Source organism: Burkholderia sp. WAC0059, assembly GCF_002870125.1.
Classification (GTDB): Bacteria; Pseudomonadota; Gammaproteobacteria; order Burkholderiales; family Burkholderiaceae; genus Paraburkholderia.
In genome coordinates this window covers 393,277-412,588 of sequence record NZ_PNEO01000001.1, presented here as the reverse complement: position 1 = coordinate 412,588, position 19,312 = coordinate 393,277, and the positions used below count along the sequence as shown (strand labels likewise).

Here is a 19,312-nt window from a genome sequence, read left to right as displayed (position 1 = left end):
CCTCGCCCCGGAACCGAAAGACCGAACAGACGAACACGCCCGAAAGAACCCGGAGATCATTTCCATGAGCACCCCCCAGCAGCCGGCCAATGCAAATGCCAATGCGAACAATGGCAAGCGCAAGCGCATGATGACGCTGCTCATCCTCGTGATCGCGATTGCCGCGATCGCCTACGGCCTGTACTACTACTTCGTTGCACGCTTCACCGAAAGCACCGACGACGCCTACGTGAACGGCAACGTCGTGCAGATCACCCCGCAGGTGACGGGCACCGTCATCGCCGTGAACGCCGACGACACGCAGGTCGTCAAGGTCGGCCAGCCGCTCGTCGAACTCGATCCGGCCGACTCGCGCATCGCGCTGCAGCAGGCCGAGGCCAACCTCGCGCAGACCGTGCGCCAGGTACGCGGCCTCTTCGCCGACGACAGCCAGTACGAAGCGCAGGTCACGCTGCGCCAGTCCGACCTGTCCCGCGCGCAGGACGACCTGCGCCGCCGCCTCATCGTCGCGCAGACGGGCGCCGTTTCGCAGGAGGAAATCTCCCACGCGCGCGACGCCGTGCGGGCCGCCGCCGCTTCGCTCGCCGCCGCGCAGCAGCAGCTCGCCGCCAATCGCGCGCTGACCGCGAACACGACCATCGCGACGCAGCCGAACGTGCTCGCCGCGGCCACCCGCGTGCGCGACGCCTATCTCACCAACGCCCGCAACGTGCTGCCGGCGCCCGTCGACGGATACGTCGCGAAGCGCTCGGTGCAGGTCGGCCAGCGCGTGTCGCCGGGCACGCCGCTCATGTCGGTGGTGCCGCTGAACGAGATCTGGGTCGACGCGAACTTCAAGGAAGTCCAGCTCGATCACGTACGTATCGGCCAGCCGGTCGAGATGACCGCCGACGTCTACGGCTCGTCGGTCGTCTATCACGGCAAGGTGGTCGGCTTCTCGGCCGGCACGGGCTCGGCGTTCTCGCTGCTGCCCGCGCAGAACGCGACGGGCAACTGGATCAAGGTGGTCCAGCGCCTGCCCGTGCGCGTCTCGCTCGATCCGGCCGAGCTCCAGAAGCATCCGCTGCGCATCGGCCTGTCGATGCAGGTGGACGTCGACATCAAGAACGACAGCGGCAACCAGCTCGGCGACGCGCTGAACACGGTCTACCAGACCAACGTGTTCGCGAAGTACGGCGACGAAGCCGACGCCGAAATCGCCCGCATCATCGCCGCCAACGCCGGCCCGAACGCGAATGCCCCGTCGGACCCGCATGCGGCGAAGCCGGCCTCGCCCCTGATGTAATCCGCAAGGCCCAGGAACCGCACGCTTTTCTATGTCCCAGCCACAAGCTGTCCACCCGCCGCTCTCTGGCGCGAAGCTCGTGATCGGCACCATCGCGGTGTCGCTCGCGGTGTTCATGAACGTGCTCGACACGTCGATCGCGAACGTGTCGATCCCGTCCATCTCGGGCGACCTCGGCGTGTCCTCCGACCAGGGCACGTGGGTCATCACCTCGTTCGCGGTCGCCAACGCGATCGCCGTGCCGCTCACGGGCTGGCTCTCCGAGCGCATCGGTCAGGTGCGCCTCTTCATGGCGTCGATCGTGCTGTTCGTGATCTCGTCGTGGATGTGCGGGCTCTCCCCGTCGCTGCCGATCCTGCTCGCCTCGCGCGTGATCCAGGGTGCCGTGGCCGGACCGATGATCCCGCTCTCGCAGACGCTGCTGCTCGCGAGCTATCCGCGATCGAAAGCGCCGATCGCGCTCTCGATGTGGTCGATGACCACGCTGATCGCGCCCGTCGCCGGGCCGATTCTCGGCGGCTGGATCTCCGACAACATCTCGTGGCCCTGGATCTTCTACGTCAACATTCCCGTCGGCATCGCCGCCGCCGCGGCGACGTGGGTGATCTTCCGCACCCGCGACTCGGCGATACGCAAGGCGCCGATCGATGGCGTCGGCCTCGCGCTCCTCATCACGTGGGTCGGCTCGCTGCAGGTCATGCTCGACAAGGGCAAGGATCTCGACTGGTTCTCGTCCACGACGATCGTCGTGCTCGCGCTCACGGCCGTGATCGCGTTCGCCTTCTTCGTCGTCTGGGAGCTGACGGCCGAGCATCCCGTCGTCGACCTGTCGCTGTTCAGCCGGCGCAACTTCACGGGCGGTACGGTCGCGCTGGCGGTCGGCTACGGGCTGTACTTCGGCAATCTCGTGCTGCTGCCGCTCTGGCTGCAAACCGACATCGGCTACACGGCGACCGAGGCCGGCCTCGTGATGGCGCCGGTCGGCCTGTTCGCCGTGCTGCTCTCGCCGCTCACGGGGCGCCTGTTGCCGCGCACCGACCCGCGCTACATCGCGACGACCGCGTTTCTCGTTTTCGCGCTGTGCTTCTGGATGCGCTCGCGCTACACGACGGGCGTCGATATCGACTCGCTGCTCGTGCCGACGCTGATCCAGGGCATCGGCATGGCCGGCCTGTTCATTCCGCTCGTCTCGATCACGCTTTCGGGCCTGCCGGGCCATCGCATTCCGGCCGCATCGGGCCTGTCGAATTTCGTGCGGATCATGTGCGGGGGGATCGGGACGTCGATCTTCGAGACGGCATGGGACCACCGCACGATCTTCCATCACGCCCAGCTCAACGAGCAGGGGTCAATCTACAACCCGACGTTCACCCAGTCGATCCAGCAGATGCAGGCCGTGACGGGCATCGACCAGGCACAGGCGCACGGCCTCTTCAACGAGATGGTGACGCAGCAGGCCGCCCAGCTCGGCGTGAACGATCTCTTCTACATTTCGGCCGGCATCTTCGTGCTGCTGATCGGGCTGATCTGGATCACGCGCCCGGAGCGCACCGTCGCCGATGCCGGCGCGGCGGCCTCGGCGGCGCACTGAACCCCGGAATCGTCGGACGGCGGACCGGCTCTTCGCGAGCCGGTCCTTTTGCTGCCGCGCGTTACGCCGGCTTCTTCTCGCCGGTCACGACGAGACGCTCGGGCGCCAGCACGCCGTTCGCCGCTCTCGCCACGCCGAGCAGCCGCTCGTCGTCGCCGTAGACACGCACGCGCGTTTCGTCCGCCCCCGGCCAGGCCGGCACGGCACCGGCCAGTTCGTCGAGCCTCAGCCGCTGGCCGTGCATGAACCGGCGCGCCGCGTCGGCGTCGAGCCGCACGGCGGGAAACGTCGAAAGCAGCGCATCGACGGGCCGCAGCCAGTCGTCGAGCGTGCGCTCGTCGGCATCGGAAAGCCGGTCGAGCGTCACGGCGTGCTCCAGCGTCAGCGCCCCGACCCCGGTGCGCCGCAGCGCCACGAGATGCGCACCGCAGCCTAGCGCCTCGCCGATGTCCTCGGCCAGCGTGCGAATGTAGGTTCCCTTGCTGCACGTCACGCGAAACGTCACGTCGGGCAATGCACAGGCCAGCAGATCGAGTGCATGGATCGTGACGGCGCGTCCTTCGCGTTCGACCACCAGTCCCGCCCGCGCATATTCGTAGAGCGGCTTGCCGTCGCGCTTGAGCGCCGAATACATCGGGGGCACCTGGACGATGTCGCCGCGAAACAACGCCAGCGCAGCCCGCACGGCGGCTTCGTCGCAATGCACCTCGCGCGTCGCGATCGCCTCGCCCTCGGCGTCGCCGGTCGCGGTACGCACGCCGAGATGCATCGTGGCCTCGTAGGTTTTGTCTGCGTCGAGCAGATCCTGGGAAAATTTCGTGGCCTCGCCGAAACAGAGCGGCAACAGGCCCGAGGCGAGCGGATCGAGCGTACCCGTATGGCCGGCCTTGCTCGCGCGATAGAGCCGCTTTGCGCGAATCAGCGCATCGTTGCTCGAAAGCCCGACGGGCTTGTCGAGCAGCAGCACGCCGTCGAGCAGGCGACGCGGCACGCGCGGACGCGCGGGTTGGGGGGGAACAGTCATGATGTCGGAGCGCGCCGCGCGGGCGCACGAAACTCAGTCGTCTTTCGCGCGCGTCGCGTTCGCCTCGTCGATCAGGCGCGACATCTCGATGCCCTTCTCGATCGTCTTGTCGTAGTGGAAATGCAGCGCCGGCACGGTGTGGATGTGCAGCCGCTTGAAAAGCAGGTTGTGCAGATGCCCGGCCGCATGGTTCAACGCCTCCAGGGTCTGCTGGGGGTCGCCCGTCAGCGTCGTGAAGTACACCTTCGCGTGCGCGTAGTCGGGTGTCAGCTCGACGCTCTGGATCGTGACGAGGCCGATCCGCGGATCCTTGACCTCGCGCGCCACGAGCTCGGACAGATCGCGCTGGATCTGGTCCGCGATCTGCACGTTGCGATTCGGAGAAGCACGTCTTTTCGTCATGATGGGTCGTCCATCGCCGTTCATCGGCGCATCGGAAGAATCGGCCGGATGCCGCGCCACTTGCGCGCGGCGCCCCGGCCTGAAAAACAGCGGGCGGAGCCGGCCAGCGCCCGCTCCGCCCGCATTGCGCAGCGCTCTCGCGATTACAGCGTACGCGCGACTTCGGTGATCTCGAACACCTCGAACTGATCGCCTTCGACGACGTCGTTGAAGTTCTTGATCGACATCCCGCACTCGAAGCCCTGCTTCACTTCCTTCACGTCGTCCTTGAAGCGCTTGAGCGAATCGAGCTCGCCGGTGTGGATGACCACGTTGTTGCGCAGCACGCGCACCGACGACGTACGCTTGACGATGCCGTCCGTGACCATACAGCCCGCCACCGCACCGACCTTCGGCACCTTGAAGACCTGGCGCACCTCGACCATGCCGGTCACGATCTCGCGCTTCTCCGGCGCGAGCATGCCCGACATCGCCGCCTTCACCTCGTCCACTGCGTCGTAGATGATGTTGTAGTAGCGAATGTCGACGCCGTTCGTCTCGGCGAGCTTGCGCGCCTGCGCGTCGGCCCGCGTGTTGAAGCCGATGATGACCGCCTTCGAGGCCGTCGCCAGGTTGACGTCGTTCTCGCTGATGCCGCCCACCGCGCCGTGCACGATCTGCACGCGCACCTCGTCGGTCGACAGCTTGAGCAGCGCATGCACGAGCGCTTCCTGCGAGCCCTGCACGTCGGCCTTGACGATGAGCGGCAGGTTCTGCACTTCGCCTTCGCCCATCTGCTCGAGCATGCTTTCGAGCTTCGCGGCCTGCTGCTTCGCGAGCTTCACGTCGCGGAACTTGCCCTGGCGGAAAAGCGCGATTTCGCGCGCCTTGCGCTCGTCCGGCAGCACGATGACTTCCTCGCCCGCGGCCGGCACCTCGGAAAGGCCCTGGATCTCGACCGGAATCGACGGACCGGCTTCCTTCGTCGCCTTGCCCGTCTCGTCGAGCATCGCGCGCACCCGGCCATAGGCGCTGCCCGCCAGCACGACGTCGCCGCGATTGAGCGTGCCCGACTGCACGAGCACGGTCGCGACCGGACCCTTGCCCTTGTCGAGCTTCGCTTCGATCACGAGGCCCTTGGCCGGCGCCGCGACGGGCGCCTTCAGCTCCAGCACCTCGGCCTGCAGCAGCACGTTTTCGAGCAGTTCGTCGATGCCCGTGCCGGTCTTGGCCGACACCGGCACGAACGGCGAATCGCCGCCGTACTCTTCGGGCACGACGCCTTCCGCGACGAGCTCCTGCTTGACGCGATCCGGGTTCGCTTCGGGCTTGTCGATCTTGTTGATCGCCACGACGAGCGGCACGCCGCCCGCTTTCGCGTGCGCGATCGCTTCCTTCGTCTGCGGCATCACGCCGTCGTCGGCCGCGACCACCAGAATCACGATGTCGGTCGCCTTCGCGCCGCGCGCGCGCATCGCCGTGAACGCCTCGTGGCCCGGCGTGTCGAGGAACGTGATCACGCCGCGCGGCGTCTCGACGTGGTAAGCGCCGATGTGCTGCGTAATGCCGCCCGCCTCGCCGGCCGCCACCTTGGCGCGGCGGATGTAGTCGAGCAGCGAGGTCTTGCCGTGGTCGACGTGGCCCATCACCGTGACGACCGGCGGACGCGGCAACGCTTCGGCATCGGTCGAGACCTGGCCTTCGATCAGCAGCGCTTCCGGGTCATCGAGCTTGGCCGCGACCGCGTGGTGGCCCAGTTCCTCGACGATGATCATCGCCGTTTCCTGGTCCAGCATCTGGTTGATCGTCACCATCTGACCGAGCTTCATCATCACCTTGATGGCTTCCGAAGCCTTCACGGCCATCTTGTGCGCGAGATCGGCCACCGTGATGGTTTCCGGCACGTGCACTTCGCGCACGATCGGCTCGCTCGGCGCCTGGAATGAGGAGCCGATGTCCTGATGCTTGCCGCGCCCCTTCGGGCCGCCGCGCCAGCCGCGATCGACGCCGCCGCTCGAATCGCCGCGGGTCTTGATGCCGCGACGCTTCGCGGCGTCGTCCTGCCAGCCGCTCTTGCCGGTACCCGGCTTGCCCCGGCCACGGTCGCCCGTCGTCGTCGACGCCGGTGCGACGCTGGCCGGCGCCGCGACCACCTTCTTCACGGCCGGACGCGCGCCGGCCTCGCCGGCCGGACGCGCCGGCTTGTGCAGCGTGCCCTTGGCCTCGGCCGGCTTCGCCGCCTGCTCGGCCGCGGGCTTCGCCGGTTCCGGCGCCTTCGCGGGCACCGCCGCCTTGCGCGGCGTGTTCATCATTTCGCGAATCGCGCGGGCCTCGGCTTCGGCGGCCGCCCGGCGGCGCGAAATCTCTTCCTGCTCGGCGCGCGCACGTTCGGCTTCTTCGCGCGCCGCGTCTTCGGCTTTCTTCGCGGCTTCGCGCTGGGCGGCGCGCTCGGCGGCGGCGCGCTGCTCGGCGTCGGTATCGCGCTCGGCCCCGACCGCCTGGGCGGCCAGCTCGCGCGCCGCGGCTTCGGCGGCCGCGCGCTTCTTCGCCGCCTCATCTTCCGCACGGCGGCGCTCGGCCTCGGCCGCTTCCTCGCGGGCGCGGCGCTCGGCCTCTTCGCGCTCGAGGCGCTCCTGGCGTTCTTTCAGCTCCTGCGCCTGGCGCTCGAGGAGCTCGGCCTCGCGGCGCGCTTCCTCTTCGCGACGCTGCAGTTCCACCTCGTCGACCGCAGGGGCCGCCTGATCCGATGCCTCGGCCTGCTCGGCCGATTCGTCGCGACGCACGAACGTGCGCTTCTTGCGTACCTCGACCTGAATGGTGCGAGCCTTGCCCGTCCCGTCGGACTGCTTGATTTCCGACGTGTGTTTGCGCGTCAGCGTGATCTTGCGTTTATCACCGTCGTTCGAACCATGCGACTTGCGCAAGTGATCGAGCAGGCGCGCCTTGTCGCTCTCCGACAGGGCATCGTCCTCGCTTGCTTTCTGGACGCCCGCCGCCTGCAACTGCTCGAGCAGTACGCCTGCAGGCATTTTCAGTTCCGCGGCAAACTGGGCTACGTTGTTACTCGCCATTCATTCCTCTTGATGCAAGGACCACGTCCTTGCGGTTGACATCGGGTCAAGCGGCCCTACCGCCGCATCGCCTGCGGCCGGCCGCGTTCAGTTCAGTGGGTCATGGTCGGGTCCTGGACATTGCTCACTGGAACCAGTGCTCACGTGCTTTCATGATCAACGCTTTCGCGGTGTCCTCTTCCATGCCCGTTATCTCGATCAGCTCGTCGACGGCCAGCTCCGCGAGATCGTCGCGCGTATGGATCTCGTGCTGCGCAAGCTGCGCGAACAGGTCCTGATCCATGCCGTCGAGGCTCTTCAGGTCCAGCGCGACGTTCTCGACCTTCTCCTCGTTCGCGATCGCCATCGTCAACAGCGCGTCGCGCGCGCGGTTGCGCAGCTCGTGCACGGTGTCTTCGTCGAACGCCTCGATCTCGAGCATTTCGTTGAGCGGGACGTAGGCGATCTCTTCGAGGCTCGTGAAGCCCTCGTCGATGAGAATGTCGGCGACTTCCTCGTCGACGTCGAGACGCGCCATGAACAGGTCGCGCAGCACCGTGCGCTCCTGGTTCTGCTTCTGGGCCGACTCGTCCGGCGTCATGATGTTGATCTGCCAGCCGGTCAATTCGCTGGCGAGACGCACGTTCTGGCCGCTGCGGCCAATCGCGACGGCCAGCTCGCTCTCGTCCACCACGACGTCCATCGAATGCTTTTCTTCATCGACGACGATCGACTGGACAGCCGCCGGCGCGAGCGCGCCGATTACGAACTGGGCAGGGTCTTCCGACCATAGCACGATGTCGACGTTTTCGCCACCGAGCTCGTTGCGCACGGCCTGCACGCGCGAGCCGCGAATGCCGACGCAGGTGCCGATCGGGTCGATGCGCTTGTCGTAGGCGACCACGCCGATCTTCGCGCGCACGCCGGGGTCGCGCGCGGCCGCCTTGATTTCGAGGAGGCCCTGCTCGATTTCCGGCACTTCCATCTCGAAGAGCTTCATCAGGAATTCGGGCGCCGTGCGCGACAGCTCGATCTGCGGGCCGCGCGCCGTGCGGTCGACCTTTCCGATCCAGGCGCGCACGCGGTCGCCCACGCGCAGGTTTTCCTTCGGAATAAGCTGATCGCGGCGCAGCAGTGCCTCGACGCGGCCCGACTCGACGATGAAGTTGCCCTTGTCCATGCGCTTGACCGCGCCGGTCATGATGCTTTCGCCGCGCTCGAGGAAGTCGTTGAGGATCTGCTCGCGTTCGGCGTCGCGCACCTTCTGCAGGATCACCTGCTTGGCGGCCTGCGCGCCGATGCGGCCGAACTCGATCGACGGCACCGGCTCCTCGAGGTAGTCGTCGATCTGCGCGTCGGGTTTCTGCTCGCGCGCCTCGAACAGCAGGATTTCCTGATCCGGTTCCTGCAGGCCCGCCTCGTCAGGCACGACGCGCCAGCGGCGATAGGTTTCGTGCTCGCCGCTTTCACGGTCGATGTGAACGCGGATGTCGGCGTCCTCGGCGAAGAGTTTCTTGGAAGCGGATGCGAGCGCCGCTTCAAGGGCGGCGAACACTACGTCCTTGTCGACGTTCTTTTCGCGTGCCAGCGCATCCACCAGCATCAACACTTCGCGACTCATTGTTTGCGGCTCCTAAAGTCAACTTTCGGGACGAGGCGTGCGCGGTCGATATCCGCGAGCGTGAAGTCGAGCATCGCGGCTCCCGCCTTCCCTTCAAATTCCAGACCGATGGTTTCGCCCTCGGGGGCATGCAGAATGCCCCGGTACGATTTCCGTCCGTCCAATGGCTTTTTCAATGTGATGACCGCCTCGCTGCCTGCGAAGCGCTCGAAGTCCGCCAGTTTTTTCAGCGGGCGGTCGAGACCCGGCGACGAAACCTCGAGCCGCTCGTAGTCGATGTTCTCGACCGTCAGGACGTGCTGCAACTGACGCGTGACCTTTTCGCAATCCTCGATCGCGATGCCCGCAGGCTGGTCGATATACACGGCCAGCATGCCGCGCCCGGTGCGCTCGAGGTCCACGAGCTCGTAGCCGAGACCCGCGACCGTGGTTTCAATCAGTTCCGTCAGTTGCACAATGCCCCACTCCAGATGTTCGCGCGCCCCGCCTCGCGACACACCTCCCACGGGCAGCGCAAGCGCTGCACGCGCTTTTCGTATGCGCATCGGCCACGCGCCCCGGTCACATTTCGCGACCGTTTTTGCGGCACTCGCGGCCGTGGCCACCCGGGTCGGCGAACCCGTTCCGGGCGAATTTCGAGCAAAATTCCGGCCCAAAAAAAAATGGGCTGAACGCCCATCTTTTTCTAAACGGTGGTCGCACCCGAGCTGCACACAAAAAAGCTGCACGCCCAGCGACTTCAAGATTATAGCCTTTTTTGACTACTAACGCAAACCAGCACGGCCCGGAAAAGCACCGGAGGCGGTAACGACCCGCCCGTCCGGCAACGATCGTACGAAAGCGTACGACGCCCCCTCGTTCAATGCCCGCGCGACCGGTTGCGCTGCGTGCCGCGCGGACCGCCGCGCCCGCCGCCGGCGCGATTGCCGTTGGCGCCGGCGGCCGTGCCGGCGTTGCCCGACGGGCGGCGATTATTGGCGTTCGGATTGCCCGATGCGCGCTTGGACGGCGCACGGTTGCCGTCGACGTCGCGGCCGCCCGCGTTGGCGTTGCCGCCGCGACTGCCGTAGCCGGCGCCGAAGCCGGTACCGGCTCCGCCCGCGAAACCGCCCGACTGGCCGCGCCGACCCTGGCCGTGGCGCGGCTGGTTGAAATTGCCGTGAGCGGTCAGCACCGGCTCGCGGTTGATGAAGCCCATCGAGGTCTGCATCGGATCGGGCTGGCGGCGTTCCTGCTCGCCGTTGCGCCCGCCCTTTTCGCCGACGGGCGCCTTGAGGCCGACCGACGACATCAGGGTGCGCACCTGGCCATCCTCGAGTTCTTCCCAGCGACCGCGCTTGAGCCCGCGCGGCAGCGAGATCGGGCCGTGCCGCGTGCGGATCAGTCGGCTCACCATCAAACCGACCGCCTCGAACATGCGCCGCACTTCGCGATTGCGCCCCTCGGCGAGCGCGACGTGATACCAGTGGTTCGTCCCCTCGCCGCCGCCGTCGCGGATGCGCAGGAAGTTCGCGGGACCGTCGTCGAGCTCGATACCCTTCAGCAGCTTCTGCCGGTTGCCTTCCGACAGTTCGCCGACGACCCGGACCGCGTACTCGCGCTCGACGCTGTAGCGCGGATGCATGAAGCGGTTGGCCAGATCGCCCGAGGTCGTCAGCATCAGCAACCCCTCGGTGTTGAAGTCGAGCCGGCCGACGGCGAGCCATTTCGCCGTCTTCATCGGCGGCAAGCGGTCGAACACCGAAGGCCGCCCCTCCGGATCGGCATGGCTCACGATTTCTCCGGCCGGCTTGTGGTAGAGCAGCACGCGCGGCGGCTTGCTCTGCACCTTGCGCTTGACCGGCTTGCCGTTGATGCGCACCTGGTCGGTCGGCATGATCCGCTGCCCGATGTGCGCGGGCTCGCCGTTCACGGACACGCGCCCGGCGACGATCAACTCCTCCATCTCGCGGCGCGAACCCATGCCGGCCTCGGCGAGCACCTTGTGCAGCTTCGGCGCGTCGTCGTCGGGACTCAGTACGCGCTTGGGCTGCTGCTGGGGCCGCCCCCCGCGCAGCATCGGCGCGCGCGCGCCGGCGCCCGCCCCGTTGTCGGCGTCGAACGCCGGCGACGTCACGTACAGAAACAGGTCGTCCGCGCCTTCGCCCTGCGGCGCGGATGGCGGCGTCTCGGCGCGGCCCTTGCGCGGCTTTTCCGCCGCGCCGTTGCTCCGGCGGCCGCCCTGCTTCTTGCCGCCGCCCGCGTCCTTGCGCGGCGTCCGCACCTGCGCGACGACGACGCCGTCCGGCGGCGTCCCGGTCGTCGGCGCGTCCGCCGCCTGCCCCGGTTGGGCGGCTTCGCCGCCCTTTGCCCGGTTGTTGCCGGCGCGGCGGCGCGCGATCAGGCTACGCGGTCCGCGACGCAAGCCGCGGCGCGGCCGTTCCTCGCCCTGCCCGTCGTCTGGCCGTGCGGCATCGCCTTGCGCCTGCGCGCGCGATTCATCGGCGCGAGCGGCAGGCTCGACGCGCGCGGATTCGGGCGCATCGGTCGAATCGGTATCGTGGATATCTGTCAAAACAACCTCAAGATGTCAGGTCGCGCGCCCCCTTGCGAGGCGCCGTCAGTCATGTTCGTTACGCCGGACGCCGCGCAATGCGGCGGCCTTATCGTTCGTCAGGACCCGGAGTCCTGTGCCGCTTCGCGGCGGGTCTCGTTTCCATCCTGGCCGGGCTCGCCGGCCGTGCCCCCGTGCGCAACCGGCACGCCCGCCTCCGGCGCTGCCGGATAGCCAGCGACCGGCCCGGCGGATTCGTCGGAGCCGGCCGACTCGCCCTCGTCCGGGCTGGCATCGGCATGGTCGTCATGGGGAACGTTTGCCTCGGGAGTCGGGGGAAACGATGCGCCATCGCCCCATTCGTCCGCACTCGCGGCGGCGGCTTCCTCGCCCGTCGACAGCGAGTCGGCCGGCGCGTCTTCGCCCGGCGATCCGTCCTCCGGCACGCTTGCGGCCTCGATCACCCCGGCGCCCCCGGCATCTCCCGGCACAGCCCCGCCATCAGAAAACTCGATCGCGTGCTGAGCGAGCAACTGCTCGCTCAACTGGGCCGGGGCGTCGTCGAGCGAAGGCAATTCGTCGAGCGACTTCAGGCCGAGATCGTCGAGAAACTGCCGCGTCGTCGCATAAAGCGCCGGGCGGCCCGGCACGTCGCGATGCCCGATCACCTCGATCCAGCTCCGGTCCTCGAGCTGCTTGACGATCTGCGTATTGACCGTCACGCCGCGAATCTCCTCGATATCGCCGCGCGTGACCGGCTGCCGGTACGCGATGATCGCCAGCGTTTCAAGTACCGCGCGCGAATAACGCGGCGGCTTTTCCGGGTTCAGCCGGTCGAGATAAGGCCGCATCGCGGGCTTGCTCTGAAAGCGCCAGCCCGAAGCCAGCGCCACCAGTTCGACTCCGCGCTCCGACCATTCGCTGCGCAGGTCTTCGAGCAGCGCGCGAACCGTGTCGGCCGATACCTCGTCGGTAAACAGCTTGCGCAGATCGCCGAGCTTGAGCGGCTCTTGCGCGCAGATCAATGCGGTCTCGAGGACGATCTTCGCCTCTTGGGTATTCATGCAGCCGAGTCAGACCTTAAGTCGGGTTCAAAGAACCGGAACAGACAGACGATATGGAACTGAAGACGCGCTCGCCCGATTCTGATCGGTCATATTGATGGGAGCACGCACCGGGGGGCCGTCATACAGGCATCGAATCGAGCCAGGCCCAGCCGGACGGAGCAGCGATATTCCCGGAAGGAATCGCGTGACCAGGCGCCATCTTACGCAAAAACCACGGGAGCGTAAAGACGCGCCCGATAATACGCGCCGCGCATTATCGGGCGGCGGCGGTCGCCGATGCCGCCCCCCCGGACTATTTCACGAGATGGCGCGCGAGCCGTTCCACGCCCGCGTCGAGCCGCGCCGGATCGCAGGCGTAGCACCAGCGCACGAACCCCTCGCCCTCGGGCCCGAACGCGCTGCCCGGCGCGAGCCCGACGCCGGCGCCCCGCACGAGCGACTTGCACAGCGCGAGGCTGTGCCGCGCGCCCGGCAGCGAGAAAAACAGATACATCGCCCCGGCCGGCGCCTTGACGTCCACGCCCGGCAGCGCCGACAGCGCACGCGCCAGGTGGTCGCGCGACGCCCGCAGATCCGCGACGAGCCCGTGCGTGAACGACTCGCCCTGCTCGATCGCCGCGATGCCGGCCTGCTGGACGAAGGACGGCGCGCACGAGGTGTTGTACTCGACGAGCTTGCCGAGATCGTCCGTCAGCCCGCGCGGAACGACCATCCAGCCGAGCCGCCAGCCCGTCATGAGCCACGCCTTCGAGAACGAGTTCACGCAGATGAGACGCTCGTCGCGCGAGGCAAGGTCGAGGAACGACGGCGCCGTGCGCGCCCCCGGCTCGCCGTAGTAGAGGCGCTCGTAGACCTCGTCGGCGACGATCCAGATACCGTGGCGACGGCAATGCTCGAGGACGGCGCGCTGCTCGTCGCGCGTCATGACCCAGCCCGTCGGGTTGTTCGGCGAATTGACGAGCAACAGGCGCGTGTCCGGCGTCAGCGCGGCCAGCAGACGATCGAGATCGAGCGCCCAGCCGCGCTCGCCGTAGCCGAGCGCGACCGTCTCGACCGACGCGCCGAGAATCCGCGGGATTTCGACGAGATTCGGCCAGAGCGGCGTGACCGCCACGACCCGGTCGCCCGCGCCCACGACGAGCTGCGCCGCCAGCATCAGCGCATTGACGCCGGCGCTCGTCACGGCAACGTGCTCGACGGACGTCGCGCCGTGCAAATCGCTCACGTAGCGCGCAATCGCCTCGCGCAGCGGCGCGATGCCGAGATTGTGCGTGTAGAACGTGTCGCCCTTCGCCAGCGCCGTCGCCGCGGCATCGCGGATGAAGGCGGGCGTGACCCGGTCCGACTCCCCGAACCAGAACGGCAGTACGTCGGGAATGCCGAAGCCGGCGTTGGCGACCTCCCGGATCTGCGACGCGCGCAGCGCGCGCACGGCATCGCGTGCGCCGGGGACGGAAAACGTGGGCACAGGCAGATCGTCGAGGTCGCTCATTGAATCGTCCGGATAGAAGGCATGAAAGGCATGACGGAAAAACCGCCAGTGTAGCGTGCCGCCGGCCGTCCGGCGGTACGACCCGCCCCTTCAGCGCAGATCCTCCGCGCGGGCCGGCAATTGCCGGATCAGCGACCAGACCGCCTCGGCGGCCGGCGACAGCGACCGGTCGCGCCGCCGCACCAGCTCCACCGTGCGCTCGGCCCGCGGAACGAGCTGCCGCGCCACGAGACTCGAGCCGGCCGGCAGCGGCAACGCCAGCCACGGCAGCACGCTGACGCCGATGCCGGCCTCGACGAGCCCGAACACCGTCGCCGAATGGCCCAATTCCTGCACCACGCTCGCGCTCACGCCGTGGCGCGCCATCACCGCGTCGATGAGCGGACGGCTGCCCGAGGCGTAGTCGAGCATCACGAGCCGCTCGCCCTCCAGCGCCTTCCAGTCCACCTCGTCGCGCCCGGCGAGCCGGTGATCGCTGCGCGCGACGAGACAGAACGAATCGGTCATCAGGATCTCGGCTTCGAGATCGTCGGCCGTGAACGGCCCGATGATCACGCCGAAATCCACCTCGCCCGACTTGACCTTGCGGACTACGTCGCTCTGCACGTCGTCGCGCAGGCCGAGCGTGACGTAGGGGAACTGTTGCCCGCACGCCGCGACGACCCGGGGCATCAACCGGCAGGCCACCGTCGGGCTCGCGGCCACGACGACGCGCCCCCGCCGCTGCTCGCCGATCTCGCGAATTTCGCGCAGCGCGTCGTCGAGATCGCCCAGCAGGCGCGAGATGCTGCCGATCAGGTTCGTGCCGACATCGGTGAGTTGTACTTCGCGCGTCGTGCGATCGACGAGCTTCACGCCGATTTCAGTCTCCAGTTCGCGCACGCACCGGCTGACGGCCGACTGGGTCAGGCCGATCTCGTCGCCCGCCCGGCTGAAGCTTTGCAGCCGCGCCACTTCGATGAACACCCGCAATTGCCGCAACGTCACATTCATCGGATTACCTCATTAATTTTCAATTTTTATGCACATCCTATTGCAAATGAGGGGACCTTGCGAAATTACTCGCAGGCAGACCGGACGAGGGTTCGCCGCAATGCGGCAAGACGGCGCAAGCGCACGCCGCACGGGCCTGATTGCACAAGATTGGTGATTCTCCCGATTTTGCGGGCGGGGGTTTTCGATTCTGATACGCCCCGGGCCGCCGCCCGCCCAGGCTTGACGTTACGCGGCCTGGAGGGAAATGCGAACGACATGGCACGCTTCCTGCATTGAGGTGAGCACAGGATCGGCGGTAGCACGCCCCGGGGCAACGGCGCTCCGACAAGGCAAGGCCGATCCCGCCTGGCACTCGGGCAGAGTGCGTGAAGAGTGCGCAGCGCGGGGCAGCGCACCGGAGTTAGCTTCGCTGAGGTGAAACATGATGCTGTTCGACGATTTGAGAGACAACGAATGGGCGCTGGTCGAGGCGTTGTTCTGTGCGGAGCCCGCACGGAGCGAGCGGCGCGGACGGCCTCGTGTGGAAGCGCGCGCGGTCGTCAATGCCGTGCTGTGGGTGCTCTCGACTGGCGAAGGCTGGTCGAAGCTGCCCGGCCGGTATCCGTCGCCGCCGACGTGCCGCCGTCGTTTCGACGAATGGCAGGCCGATGGCACGCTCGCCGAAATCGTAAAACGCCTGGGTTCGAGCGGACGTCAAATTTCCCTGCGCGGTCGCATCGGGGCGACTGCCACCAAATCGCCTGCTCCGCCGAGCCGCGACCGCCTGCGCGGCGCGTTCTGGACCAATCCGGAATCGTGGCGCGCGCCGGTCAAGATGGCCTGAACTCAGCAGCCACCGTCTGACCACCCTCCGCGGCCGGACCCCGCTCACGCGGCCGGCCGCAAGCTCCCTCTCCCGACCCGAAAGCGCGCCAGTACGCGCTTTTTTCGTCTCCGACGCTCCCGACTCCCCGCAGCAAACATTGCGCTCCCGAACGACCCGCACATCGCCGCGGATCCCGGGAGATACATCTCTTTACCATTATTTACAGCGGCCTTTCGCCGCCGACACTATCGTGTGATCATGTCAACAAACGTCGACGCGCCGGCTTGACAGGAGGCTGCGATGAAACCCATGGCCCTGCTCATCTGCGGCATCATGGTTTCGTTGCCGATTTATACCGTGGCCCGACCGGCTCCCTCCAGCGTGCCCGACTGGCACGCGCTGCCCACCTCGATGCTGCTGCGCCAGGCCGATCTGCCGGGCCCGGCGCACGCGGACAGTCCACCCGTGCCGCGCGGCAACCTGCGCGGCGACATCGAAAGCAATGCTCACAACCGCGCGCTGGCGCACCAGCACAACGCGCCGGCGCACTTGCCCCGGCATTGACGGCATTCCGACGTTCGATTGAGTAACCGCGGCACTTCGCGTCATGTCCATGTCGACGCCACTAGCACAACGCTGTGGTAGTCGTGCCGGTAAGCGCCCGTATCTTTCGATACGGGCTTTTTTTCGGCATTGTCCTTGAGATCGCCCCGCAGACAAGCCCGCGGAAAACGCCGACCCGCGCGAGTAGAGAAGAAGATACGACGCTATTGCCGCGCCTCGAGATCGGGTTGAGGCGCATCGGCAGTCGGCGCGTAGTCGGCCGACCGGTTCCCGGACCAGTCCAGCGCACGCTCGTCGCGCGCGAGCCGGGCGAACTCGGCCCGCCCCCGGTCGGTCAGCACCGCGATGTCCACCGGTGCATGAAAACCGGGCGCCGGCGCCACGGTCCGCTGCCGGACCGTTTCCATCAATCCGAGCGTGCGCAGATATTCGAATACTCCGGGACGCCGCGCCCACGGGACCTGCCGGTATTGCACCCGTCGTAGTGCTTCGAGTACCGCTTCGTTGGAATACGTCCTCATCTCACTTCTTTATGAAAATGCAACCCTGCTATGAATCCTGCCTGCTGCGACATGCCAGCCGGCACGGTCCGCCATGCGATGCGGCGATGACCCGTACCCCGGAAAAAACGCCTCACGACAGGGACGACAGGTTATTTCGGGCCCCGTAGAAGAGAGAACGCCCACCGCCGAACGACCAGCGCAGTACGATGGTAGCCTCCGCATCATCCCGAAAATTGATACGTTACCCCATTTGAATTGATTCTATTCACTTTATTTGCGCTTTTTTTCGCACTATCCGTCCTATGGCGCAGCGCGCGACGCGCCGTCGTAGCCTGTACCGTCGCCATTTTCTGGCTGATATCCGCGGGCTGGCTGACCGTGCCGCTGCTCGATCTCGCGCAACCAGAGATATATCGCACTCCGTACGAATCAGAAAATGTCCGTCCCTCGACGTTCGGCGCACGCACGGTCATCATCGTGCCCGGCAGCGGCACGACCCGGTCAACCGATGGGCCGCTCGTCCCGCAACACGACGCGTTCGCGCGCCTGTCGACGGCGGCATCGCTCTACCGGCGCTGCCGCGCGTCGGGCGCGCTGTGCCGCGTGATCCTGAGCGGCGGCAACCCCCAGCATCACGCGGCCAGCGAGGCCGACACCTATGCCCCCTATCTGGCCCGGGCCGGCGTTCCGCCTGCGGACATCGTCATCGAGAACCGCAGCCTGACGACCTGGCAAAACGCGCGAAACGTCGCCCGCATTCTGGACCATGAACATGACGATTCGCTCATGCTCGTCACCTCGGCCTACCAGATGCGCCGCGCCCTGCTCGACTTCGGCCGCTTCGGTTACGCGCCCATGCCCATCGTGTCGAACGTGCGCCGGGCCCGAGTGGGACTGTTGCCTCGCCGGAGCAACCTGGCAGCCGCGGAAACGGCATTGCACGAGTTGATCGGCACGGCCCAGTTCTATCTATACCGCATGATCGGCTGGTTTTGAGCGGCTCCCAAACTGGCAAAATCGCCACAGGAAACGTAACCAGATGTAACTATTTGCTGCGGCAACCGGCCAATGTCATCTGGAACGTATATTTGGCCGTTAGAATGATCGGGTCCTTTCCGCATGGACAGGCACCAGTCAGGCCCATAAACCGCTTCCCTGGAGGTCAAGATGAGAAAAGTGTCCCTCGCCGTTCTGGTTGCGCTTTCCGCGTTGACGGGCGTCGCCCACGCGCAAACGGAAAATGGCATCACGATGAGCACCGATCCGCAAAGGGCGGCCGACATCGAGCAACACGCCCAGGATCTCCAGGCGCAGCAGGAGGCAGCCCCGTCGACGGAATCCGCCCGGCCGGTGCACCACCATCGCGCGCCGCATCACCATAAGAAAGCCGCCCAGTAACCCGGGACGCTGCTTCCCGGTTCGCCCCGTGGGCGGAACCGGCAAGGCCGAAGCCAGCTACCATGCCGGCTTCGGCTTTTTTTGTTTCGGTCTCTTTTGCTTCGGTCTTTCGTCGCCGCGATCCCGCCGGCGCGAACCTCGCCGCGAGGCCGGCCCTGGCCGGCGGCAAGGCCCGGCGGTATGCTAAAGTCCCGCACCTCGAATCGACCCACCCACCGTGCGCCCCTGACGCGGAGAACAGCATGAGCAACATCCAGCTCGACATCGAATGGACCGAGGCGGCATCCCGCAAGATCGAAAAGCTGATGCCGCGCGACAGGCAAGACGCGTTTCTCGCCCTGCCGCCGGTCGAATGCCTGCCGATGGAAGGCGACGTGCTGTTCCTCGGCCCGGCCGGCAAGCAGCAGCCGTTCATCGTCATCGAACGGCAGTATCACCACGACGGCGACGCGGACTGGACCATCATCCTGATTCTCGACGTGCCGGGCACGACCCACTGACGGCCGGCTGTCGAAGCGCCGTCATCCGTCCGCGACGCGCCCCCGCCCGGCTTTCACCTCGCTGCGCTTCGCCTTGCCGTCGAGCCGCCGCAGGTTCGAGGCGCGGCTCGGCCGCGTCGGAACGCGGGCGCGACGCGTAACGCTGACGCTATCGATCAATTCGCCCAGTCTTTCGAGCGCGGCCGCGCGATTCTGCTCCTGCGTGCGATGCTCCTGCGCCTTGATGACGATGACGCCGTCGCGCGTCACGCGGCGGTCCGACAGCGCGAGCAGACGCCGCTTCAGCACGTCGGGCAACGACGAGGCCTGGATGTCGAAACGCAGATGGATCGCGCTCGACACCTTGTTCACGTTCTGCCCGCCCGCACCCTGGGCGCGGACGGCCGTGAATTCGATTTCGTGTAGCGGCACCGGGTGGCGGGCGATCATGGTTGCAACCTGTCTACGAAGCGAAGCGGAACGGCGAGTTTCGCATAGACCGGCCGATGCACGCACCGATCGC

The 19,312-nt window shown here is 67.0% G+C and carries 18 protein-coding genes; 7 read left to right on the top strand and 11 right to left on the bottom strand.

Annotated elements, in window-relative coordinates; all coding sequences use genetic code 11:
• The first annotated feature begins 64 nt into the window (after nt 1-64).
• Together CY652_RS01785 and CY652_RS01780 are read left to right on the top strand one after the other, a co-directional pair.
• Entirely contained in the window at nt 65-1,285 is a 1,221-nt protein-coding gene (locus tag CY652_RS01785; protein WP_102128942.1) for an HlyD family secretion protein, read from the top strand.
• A 31-nt stretch (nt 1,286-1,316) separates the two neighbouring features.
• Nucleotides 1,317-2,876 carry a DHA2 family efflux MFS transporter permease subunit gene (locus CY652_RS01780; protein ID WP_102128941.1) on the top strand — a complete coding sequence of 520 codons (1,560 nt, stop codon included), beginning with the start codon at nt 1,317-1,319 and terminating at the stop codon, nt 2,874-2,876.
• 61 nt (nt 2,877-2,937) lie between these two features.
• On the opposite strand, the gene truB is transcribed toward CY652_RS01780, so the two are convergent.
• The 9 genes from truB to CY652_RS01735 form a co-directional block, all read right to left on the bottom strand.
• Entirely contained in the window at nt 2,938-3,900 is a 963-nt protein-coding gene (gene truB, locus CY652_RS01775) for a tRNA pseudouridine(55) synthase TruB (protein WP_102128940.1), read from the bottom strand.
• A gap of 33 nt (nt 3,901-3,933) precedes the next feature.
• Complete coding sequence (gene rbfA / locus CY652_RS01770; RefSeq protein ID WP_102129029.1) at nt 3,934-4,302, bottom strand: 30S ribosome-binding factor RbfA; 369 nt, start codon at nt 4,300-4,302, stop codon at nt 3,934-3,936.
• A 143-nt stretch (nt 4,303-4,445) separates the two neighbouring features.
• The gene (infB, locus tag CY652_RS01765) at nt 4,446-7,352 is read right to left on the bottom strand and encodes a translation initiation factor IF-2 (protein ID WP_102128939.1); all 2,907 of its coding nucleotides are present in this window, start codon (nt 7,350-7,352) and stop codon (nt 4,446-4,448) included.
• 124 nt (nt 7,353-7,476) lie between these two features.
• Nucleotides 7,477-8,952 carry a transcription termination factor NusA gene (gene nusA, locus CY652_RS01760; protein WP_102128938.1) on the bottom strand — a complete coding sequence of 492 codons (1,476 nt, stop codon included), beginning with the start codon at nt 8,950-8,952 and terminating at the stop codon, nt 7,477-7,479.
• Nucleotides 8,949-9,407 carry a ribosome maturation factor RimP gene (gene rimP, locus CY652_RS01755; RefSeq protein WP_102128937.1) on the bottom strand — a complete coding sequence of 153 codons (459 nt, stop codon included), beginning with the start codon at nt 9,405-9,407 and terminating at the stop codon, nt 8,949-8,951. Before rimP ends, nusA begins: the two co-directional genes overlap by 4 nt.
• A 404-nt stretch (nt 9,408-9,811) precedes the next feature.
• Nucleotides 9,812-11,506: a 23S rRNA pseudouridine(2605) synthase RluB gene (rluB, locus tag CY652_RS01750; RefSeq protein ID WP_102128936.1), complete on the bottom strand. Its 1,695-nt coding sequence runs from the start codon at nt 11,504-11,506 to the stop codon at nt 9,812-9,814.
• Between the two features lie 98 nt (nt 11,507-11,604).
• Entirely contained in the window at nt 11,605-12,549 is a 945-nt protein-coding gene (gene scpB, locus CY652_RS01745) for an SMC-Scp complex subunit ScpB (protein WP_102128935.1), read from the bottom strand.
• Nucleotides 12,550-12,844: 295 nt separating this feature from the next.
• A complete protein-coding gene (locus tag CY652_RS01740) occupies nt 12,845-14,044 on the bottom strand; it encodes a pyridoxal phosphate-dependent aminotransferase (RefSeq protein WP_102128934.1) in 1,200 nt (399 codons plus the stop codon).
• Between the two features lie 90 nt (nt 14,045-14,134).
• Complete coding sequence (locus CY652_RS01735; RefSeq protein ID WP_102128933.1) at nt 14,135-15,037, bottom strand: LysR family transcriptional regulator; 903 nt, start codon at nt 15,035-15,037, stop codon at nt 14,135-14,137.
• A 424-nt stretch (nt 15,038-15,461) separates the two neighbouring features.
• Here CY652_RS01735 and CY652_RS01730 point away from each other — a divergent pair, with 424 nt between their 5' ends.
• Complete coding sequence (locus CY652_RS01730) at nt 15,462-15,863, top strand: transposase (RefSeq protein WP_102128932.1); 402 nt, start codon at nt 15,462-15,464, stop codon at nt 15,861-15,863.
• A gap of 282 nt (nt 15,864-16,145) precedes the next feature.
• The gene (locus CY652_RS01725) at nt 16,146-16,409 is read left to right on the top strand and encodes a hypothetical protein (protein WP_102128931.1); all 264 of its coding nucleotides are present in this window, start codon (nt 16,146-16,148) and stop codon (nt 16,407-16,409) included.
• Nucleotides 16,410-16,612: 203 nt separating this feature from the next.
• Here CY652_RS01725 and CY652_RS01720 read toward each other — a convergent pair whose 3' ends face one another.
• Nucleotides 16,613-16,930 (bottom strand): hypothetical protein, encoded by a 318-nt coding sequence (locus tag CY652_RS01720; protein ID WP_102128930.1) that lies wholly within the window; start codon nt 16,928-16,930, stop codon nt 16,613-16,615.
• A 237-nt stretch (nt 16,931-17,167) separates the two neighbouring features.
• Between CY652_RS01720 and CY652_RS01715 the strand changes: the two genes are divergently transcribed.
• From CY652_RS01715 to CY652_RS01705, 3 genes are all read left to right on the top strand, one after another.
• Entirely contained in the window at nt 17,168-17,908 is a 741-nt protein-coding gene (locus tag CY652_RS01715) for a YdcF family protein (RefSeq protein WP_102128929.1), read from the top strand.
• A 171-nt stretch (nt 17,909-18,079) separates the two neighbouring features.
• Nucleotides 18,080-18,310: a hypothetical protein gene (locus CY652_RS01710; RefSeq protein WP_102128928.1), complete on the top strand. Its 231-nt coding sequence runs from the start codon at nt 18,080-18,082 to the stop codon at nt 18,308-18,310.
• Nucleotides 18,311-18,552: 242 nt separating this feature from the next.
• Nucleotides 18,553-18,810 carry a DNA-binding protein gene (locus CY652_RS01705; protein ID WP_102128927.1) on the top strand — a complete coding sequence of 86 codons (258 nt, stop codon included), beginning with the start codon at nt 18,553-18,555 and terminating at the stop codon, nt 18,808-18,810.
• A gap of 21 nt (nt 18,811-18,831) precedes the next feature.
• Here the strand turns inward: CY652_RS01705 and arfB are convergent, their stop codons facing one another.
• Nucleotides 18,832-19,239: an alternative ribosome rescue aminoacyl-tRNA hydrolase ArfB gene (gene arfB / locus CY652_RS01700; RefSeq protein WP_102128926.1), complete on the bottom strand. Its 408-nt coding sequence runs from the start codon at nt 19,237-19,239 to the stop codon at nt 18,832-18,834.
• Between the last annotated feature and the right edge of the window lie 73 nt (nt 19,240-19,312).

Coding starts and splice junctions, on each gene's coding strand:
- CY652_RS01785 (WP_102128942.1), top strand. CDS start 65: ATGAGCACCCCCCAGCAGCCGGCCAATGCAAATGCCAATGCGAACAAT.
- CY652_RS01780 (WP_102128941.1), top strand. CDS start 1,317: ATGTCCCAGCCACAAGCTGTCCACCCGCCGCTCTCTGGCGCGAAGCTC.
- truB (WP_102128940.1), bottom strand. CDS start 3,900: ATGACTGTTCCCCCCCAACCCGCGCGTCCGCGCGTGCCGCGTCGCCTG.
- rbfA (WP_102129029.1), bottom strand. CDS start 4,302: ATGACGAAAAGACGTGCTTCTCCGAATCGCAACGTGCAGATCGCGGAC.
- infB (WP_102128939.1), bottom strand. CDS start 7,352: ATGGCGAGTAACAACGTAGCCCAGTTTGCCGCGGAACTGAAAATGCCT.
- nusA (WP_102128938.1), bottom strand. CDS start 8,952: ATGAGTCGCGAAGTGTTGATGCTGGTGGATGCGCTGGCACGCGAAAAG.
- scpB (WP_102128935.1), bottom strand. CDS start 12,549: ATGAATACCCAAGAGGCGAAGATCGTCCTCGAGACCGCATTGATCTGC.
- CY652_RS01740 (WP_102128934.1), bottom strand. CDS start 14,044: ATGAGCGACCTCGACGATCTGCCTGTGCCCACGTTTTCCGTCCCCGGC.
- CY652_RS01735 (WP_102128933.1), bottom strand. CDS start 15,037: ATGAATGTGACGTTGCGGCAATTGCGGGTGTTCATCGAAGTGGCGCGG.
- CY652_RS01730 (WP_102128932.1), top strand. CDS start 15,462: ATGATGCTGTTCGACGATTTGAGAGACAACGAATGGGCGCTGGTCGAG.
- CY652_RS01725 (WP_102128931.1), top strand. CDS start 16,146: ATGAAACCCATGGCCCTGCTCATCTGCGGCATCATGGTTTCGTTGCCG.
- CY652_RS01720 (WP_102128930.1), bottom strand. CDS start 16,930: ATGAGGACGTATTCCAACGAAGCGGTACTCGAAGCACTACGACGGGTG.
- CY652_RS01710 (WP_102128928.1), top strand. CDS start 18,080: ATGAGAAAAGTGTCCCTCGCCGTTCTGGTTGCGCTTTCCGCGTTGACG.
- CY652_RS01705 (WP_102128927.1), top strand. CDS start 18,553: ATGAGCAACATCCAGCTCGACATCGAATGGACCGAGGCGGCATCCCGC.
- arfB (WP_102128926.1), bottom strand. CDS start 19,239: ATGATCGCCCGCCACCCGGTGCCGCTACACGAAATCGAATTCACGGCC.